Origin of the sequence: Natronomonas sp. CBA1123 (assembly GCF_009741925.1) — an archaeon.
In the GTDB taxonomy this organism is placed as follows: Archaea; Halobacteriota; Halobacteria; order Halobacteriales; family Haloarculaceae; genus Natronomonas.
Genome location: NZ_WPCC01000075.1, coordinates 1 through 5,819 on the forward strand (window position 1 = coordinate 1; position 5,819 = coordinate 5,819).

At 67.5% G+C, this 5,819-nt stretch carries 5 protein-coding genes and 1 pseudogene; 3 read left to right on the forward strand and 3 right to left on the reverse strand.

The window, feature by feature from the left end; genetic code table 11:
- Positions 1-151: 151 nt before the first annotated feature.
- Positions 152-1,117 (reverse strand): transcriptional regulator, encoded by a 966-nt coding sequence (locus GJ631_RS18075; RefSeq protein ID WP_156710490.1) that lies wholly within the window; start codon positions 1,115-1,117, stop codon positions 152-154.
- 137 nt (positions 1,118-1,254) lie between these two features.
- Between GJ631_RS18075 and GJ631_RS18080 the strand changes: the two genes are divergently transcribed.
- Both GJ631_RS18080 and GJ631_RS18085 read left to right on the forward strand, forming a co-directional pair.
- Complete coding sequence (locus tag GJ631_RS18080; RefSeq protein WP_370518735.1) at positions 1,255-2,523, forward strand: DUF1743 domain-containing protein; 1,269 nt, start codon at positions 1,255-1,257, stop codon at positions 2,521-2,523.
- A gap of 56 nt (positions 2,524-2,579) precedes the next feature.
- Positions 2,580-2,933 (forward strand): hypothetical protein, encoded by a 354-nt coding sequence (locus GJ631_RS18085; RefSeq protein WP_156710491.1) that lies wholly within the window; start codon positions 2,580-2,582, stop codon positions 2,931-2,933.
- 1 nt (position 2,934) lies between these two features.
- Here the strand turns inward: GJ631_RS18085 and GJ631_RS18090 are convergent.
- Positions 2,935-4,024: pseudogene (locus tag GJ631_RS18090) on the reverse strand (pyridoxal-phosphate dependent enzyme).
- A gap of 79 nt (positions 4,025-4,103) precedes the next feature.
- Positions 4,104-5,060: a succinylglutamate desuccinylase/aspartoacylase family protein gene (locus tag GJ631_RS18095; protein ID WP_156710492.1), complete on the reverse strand. Its 957-nt coding sequence runs from the start codon at positions 5,058-5,060 to the stop codon at positions 4,104-4,106.
- A 122-nt stretch (positions 5,061-5,182) separates the two neighbouring features.
- Here GJ631_RS18095 and GJ631_RS18100 point away from each other — a divergent pair.
- A partial coding sequence (locus GJ631_RS18100) for a hypothetical protein (RefSeq protein WP_197425191.1) occupies positions 5,183-5,819 on the forward strand: 637 nt, incomplete at its 3' end.

Consider the following 5,819-nt stretch of genomic DNA (forward strand, 5'->3'; position numbering starts at 1 on the left):
TGACTTCGGGACCGGGGCGGGCGTCACCTCACCGACCGCTTCCCCGCCGTCCCCGGACCCCGAACAGCCGGCGAGTGTGGCACCCAACCCGACCAGCAGCGACCGGCGGCGCATACGCTACGTCGGGGCTACGACGGCAAAAACGTACAGTTCAGGCCGGTTCTTCCAGTCCGGCGCGTTCGCGGATGATATCCTCCAGTTCCTCGGGGTCGTCGATGCGCTCGATTTCCTCTCGCTCGATGAGGGCGGTCCCCTCGACGGATTCCTGTCGGGCGCGGTCGACGACGTACACCGACCGGGTCCGGGTGACCTCGCCGACCGACGACATGATGCGGGCACGCTTCTCGGCGGTGCGGTTGAAATCGGAGTGGCCGGTGAGCATCTTCCGCTCGCGGGCCTCGTCTTCGCTGACTGCCTTGAACGGCGCCCGCATCGTCGGGTGAACGTCGAAGCCGACCCGCGTGAGGACGGTGATGAGGTGTGCGTCGTCGGGGTCGGCCTCGGGTTCGCCGGGGTCGTCCATCTCGTCGCGGACCTCCTCGGCGCCCTCGAGCACCTCGACGGGGTTCGCGAGCGGGCGGTCGAATATCTCCTCCAGTTCCGCCGCGACTTCGACGCTCGCGCTCATGCCGTCCTCGTACTTCGAGACGGTGCGGCGGGAGACGCCGAGTTCGTTCGCGAGTTTGCCGAGCGACATCTCCTCCTCGGAGCGGACCTCCGAGAGCAACTCGCCGTCGATGTTGACGTACAGGCCGCCGGGTGCGGCGTAGATGAGCGGTGGCACCTCCTCGATGAACAAATCCATCGCGGTGTCCGGCGAGAACACCGGGACGCCGTGGCGGAAGTAGATGACGCCGGGTTTGAGTTCCTCGTTTCGGGTTCGCAACCCGATGACGAGCGGCGTCGCGTCGAGGTACTCGCCGAGGCGGCGCATCTCCGCGCCGGTGTAGCCGTCGAAGGCGTCGATGTTGGCGAGCAGTTTCAACAGCAACACGTCGTCGCCGCGCCGTGCGGCGATGTCGAAGCTCTTGGGACGGATTGCACACCGGTCGCTCACCGTGAAGCCTGCGTCCTCGAGCATCGCGGTGATGTTACCAACCAGTGCGGACCGTGACATAGTGATACATAAGCCATTCGCCAGTTAAATCGTTTTCCCCAGCGATACCGCCGCTATCTGGCGGTTGGGACAGCTAGTGACACGGCGTCGGAACGCCGACCGAAACCCCGTTAGGCGGTGGTGTCCTACCCGATGTCGTGACAGTCATCGGGTTGGACGACACCGACTCCCGCGAGCGGGGGATGTGTACGACCTACGCCGCCGACACCGTCGCTCGGCGACTCGCTGACGCCGGGGCGGCCGTCGAGCGAGTCTTACTCGTCCGATGTAACCCGGCGGTCGAACACAAAACGCGCGGAAACGCGGCGCTCGCCGTCCACACCGATGCGTCGGTCGAGGCCGCCTTCGAGGTGGCGGCGAGTGTCGTCGACGGCGCAGCCGAAACCGACGACGACCGAACCAACCCCGGAATCGTCGTTGCGGCGGGGGCGCCCGAAGCAGTTCCCGAATCGGTCGCGGCCTTCGCTCGGGCGGCCGTTCGGGACCACCACGACCGCGCGGACGCAGTAAACCTCGCCGAGGAGGCGGGTTTCCGGGTTCGTCGCTGGAAGAACGGCCGCGGCGTCATCGGCGCGCTTGCGGCCGTCGGCGCGTGGCGTGCCTTCGAGGAGTGGACCTACGAACACATCACCTACCGCGAGCGCCGGCGGTGGGGGACCGACCGCGATGTCGACGCCGAGTCTGTCTTCGAGGCCGCCGACGAGTACTATCCGACGGTGTGGGACACTGTCGACCGGGAAAGCGGCGAGGTCGTCTGTGTCCCCCGGACGCCGGGGCCGGTTCTGTACGGCATCCGTGGTGACGACGCCGCGGCCTGCCGTGCGGTCGCCGACCGAATCCGGAGTGAATCGGTCGACCGAGAACGGACGTTCGTGACGAATCAGGGGACAGACGGCCACCTCCGAGAGGGGACCGTTTCGACTGCACGCGAGGGTCGCTCCTACCGACTCGACGCGACGGTCCGGACGGCCCCGGAGACGCGGCGGGGCGGCCACGTCTTCTTCCGGGTCGGCGACGGCGAGGCGGAACTCCGCTGTGCGGCCTTCGAACCGACCAAGCGGTTCCGCGAGCACGTCCGGGCGCTCCGCCCCGGCGACGAACTCACCGTCTGTGGGGAACTGAAAGACGGGACCCTGAAACTGGAGAAGTTCGCGGTTCGGGACCTCGACCGCACGGAACTCGTGACGCCGACGTGTTCGTCGTGTGGCCGGTCGATGGAGTCCGCGGGCCGGGGGCAGGGCTACCGGTGTCGAGACTGCGGGACGGTCGCCGACGGGAAAGTCGAGCGCCAACTCGACCGCGAACTGTCGGTCGGGTGGTACGAGGTGCCGCCGCGGGCGCGTCGCCACATCGCCAAACCCCTCGTGAGAGGGGGATTCGACGCACCGACGCATCCGGAATCGTAGTGTGGTTCGTGTGAACGTTCCTCACTCTTTATTAGCGGATACCGACACGTCTCGGTATGGCAAGTCAGTCAGCGGGACGGCGTCGAACCGTCTGTGAAGCGTGTGAGTTGCCGTTCTACGCCGATGCAGGGGCCTGTCCGTACTGTGGCACCGAAGAGTCATCCGCCGCCGACGACGGTGGCTTCGTCTTCGAGGCTTCGGAGACCTCCGAGCGAACGCGGACGACCTGTCAGTCGTGTGGCCTCCCCCACTACGACGACCTCGAGGCGTGTCCGTACTGTGAACGCGCTGGCCGGACGGTCGTCGAGGCCGACAGTCCCGACAGCCCCGACGGACTGACCGAGTCGGCACCGGGCGCCGACGAACGAAGCGGCCTCTTCGGCCGCATCAAACGCACGCTCGGTTTCTGAGCTACCCCTTCAGCCCGCTTCCCGAGAGCGGGACGACCACGTCGTCGTCCGACTCGATGACGCCCCGATTTCGGTACACCTCCGCTGCGGCGGGTGCGACTGCACACGTCGGTTCGGTGTAGAACCCGGCGCGGTGGAGGCGTTTTCAGTTCCGAGGCGACGGCCTCCTTCGACAGTGCAATCGCGTCGCCGTCGGTCGCTTCGATGGCATCGAGGATGGAATCCTTCTGAACCGGCTGTCGAATCTGAATCCCGTCGGCGACGGTGTTGTCTCCGACCACAGCGTCTTTGCCGTGGAGTTCGGCGGCGATGGGGGCGTAACCGGCCGCCTGCGCGCCGAGGAGTTTCGGCACCCGGTCGGTCCACCCGGCGTCCCGTAGCGCCCGGAAGCCGCCGTAGGCACCGAGGAACATCGTGCCGTGACCGAGCGGCATCACGACGGCGTCGGGAACCGACCAATCGCGCTGGTGTGCGATTTCGTAGGCCATCGTCGCCGTACCGGCGAAGAAGGCCGGGTTCCACGCGTGGCTGGCGTACCACGCCTCGCCGTCGGTTACGGCGTCGATACAGGCGTCGGTCACGTCTTCGCGGCTCCCCTCGACGCGCACCACGTCGGCGCCGGCGCGGCGAATCGCTTTCACTTTCGATTCCTTGACGCCCGCGGGCACGTAGATTTCGGCGTCGATGCCGGCGCGGGCGGCGTAGGTGGCGATGGCCGCACCGGCGTTGCCCGAGGAGTCCTCGACGATGCGGTCGGCGCCGACCTCCATCGCGCGCGTGAGCGTCGCCGTCGCCCCGCGGTCCTTGAACGACCCGGTGGGGAAGACGTACTCCAGTTTGAACGTCGCGTCCCACTCCGGTACGTCGACCATCGGCGTGTACCCCTCCCCCAACGTCACGCGGTCGGACGGGTCGGCGCCCACCGGCAGGAAATCCTCGAAGGTCCACAGCCCATTTCGTGGGTCGATGGACGCGTCTTCGGGCGTTTCGGTCGGTGGCAGCGGCTGGTCGGAAAACTCCAGTGGCGCCCCACAGCGACAGCGCCAGCGGTCGGCGTAACTATCGCCACAGGCCGGACAACGAAGGCTCATATCGGACGGTCGGCCGCGGTCGCCGTGTCGGTTTCGGTGGGTGCGAACGGGTCGGACCGGAACAGGACCGTTCGTGGCGTCAGAACTGGTCGATATCGGTCCCGACCGAGCAGACGTACTCGCCGGTGGCGACCTGCGGGAGTCGCCGTCGCCGCCAGAAGATACCCTCCGAATCGGCGGTCACTTCGGCCTTGACGCTGCCGAATGGGTCGGTCACCTCGAACAGGGTGTCACCGCGGGACACTTCGTCGCCGAGGTCGACGGCGAACTTCGTGAGCCCACCGGACGGGGAGCCGTACTGTTCGAACCCGGTAGCGCGGGTCTGCGGCCGCGATTCGACGCTCCCCTCGAGGAAGCCGTAGTGATGCAGCACGTTGAACACGCCTTTGACGCCCTTCTGAATGGACTCCTCGTCCCACCCCACCGCGCCGCCGAGTTCGGGGTCTATCGTGGGAATCCCTTCGTCGGGGGCCGCACGCGCCAGCTGCCCGTCGGGACCCTTCTGGTCTAAGATGTAGCCGCAGTCGAACACCTTCGCGAGTTCGAGACAGTCCCGGTGCAGGCGGTGGCGGGAACCACAGCGGACGCGCGTCTCGTTCAACATTCGGGAGGTCGACCCCTGATGGAGGTCGAGGATGAGGTCGGCGTCGCTGGCGGCCTCGAAGGTCGCTGCGGCGATTCGCTCCGAGGAGGTGCCGGTGGCGTCGCCGGGGTAGGTGCGGTTGAGTTTCGTGTCGTCGATGGGGTTGCGGTGTTCGGCGACCTGGAAGCCGTAGTGGTTGACGATGCCGACGATACGTATCTCGCCGGCGATATCGGCCGGGTCGAGTTGTGGAACGAGTCGCTGCAGGACGCCCAGTCCGTTGAGTTCGTCGCCGTCGGAGACGGCTTGGATGTAGAGCGTCTTCCCGTCGCGAGCGCCGTTTACGACCGCGACGGGGAGGCCGACCTCGGAGCCGTCACGCGCCTCGCCGACCGACAGCCGCCCCGTATCCATCTCGCCGGGAGCGGCGTTCGCCGTACCGAGGGTAGTCATTATTATCACTGCTCACCCGTTCGTTCTTAGGCTTACTGATACCCGCCGGGTTTTCCGTCTGTCCGAGAACACGCTCACGTCGAACCTGTACGGCTTATGTGGCTCCCGCCGCTAGTCCGGGTGTGTCCGCCGACTCCGCCGACCGACCCGACCGCCCCGGCGTCGCCGCCCTCGTCGCCGAACTGGAGGTTCGCCGTCACGTCCGCACCGCGGCCGTCGCCGGTATCGGCTTTGCCGCCTTGGTGTTCCTGCTGTTCGCCTACCTGCCGGGTACCGACGAGTCGCTGCTGTACTGGGCGTCGCTGTCGTTCGTCCTCGCCTTCGCGGTCGTCTGTCTCGTCGCCGTCGTCCTCGTCGGCCGGGCGGCCTACCGCCGGACGCTGTCGGTCAACGGCATCGAACCCGGTGGTCGGTCGCCGACGACGGTCGCGGCCCTCCTCGGATTGCTCGGGTGGGTCGTCGTCCCCGTCGTCGCGACGCTCGCCGTCGACGTTCCGAGCGACGCGTTCCGACTCACTGTCGCGTTGCTGACCGGCGGGTTCGTCGTCATGTTCGTCGGCGGTCTCGGTGTGAAACTCGTCGCGGCGCTGTCCTTAGAGCACGTCTGGCGACCGTTCGATGCGGCCGTCGGCGCGGTCGCCTACACCGCCGTCGTCGCCGCCGCCGGCCGAGTCGGCTGTCCCGCTGGGGGGGGGGGGCCGTGTCTCGGAACGCCCGACCAACTCGTCGCGGCGACGCTGGCGCTCGATTCGAGTCTCG

Bases quoted from the DNA above. Each gene is read 5' to 3' on its own strand.
- GJ631_RS18075 (WP_156710490.1), bottom strand. From the start codon at position 1,117: ATGTCACGGTCCGCACTGGTTGGTAACATCACCGCGATGCTCGAGGAC.
- GJ631_RS18095 (WP_156710492.1), bottom strand. From the start codon at position 5,060: ATGACTACCCTCGGTACGGCGAACGCCGCTCCCGGCGAGATGGATACG.
- GJ631_RS18085 (WP_156710491.1), top strand. From the start codon at position 2,580: ATGGCAAGTCAGTCAGCGGGACGGCGTCGAACCGTCTGTGAAGCGTGT.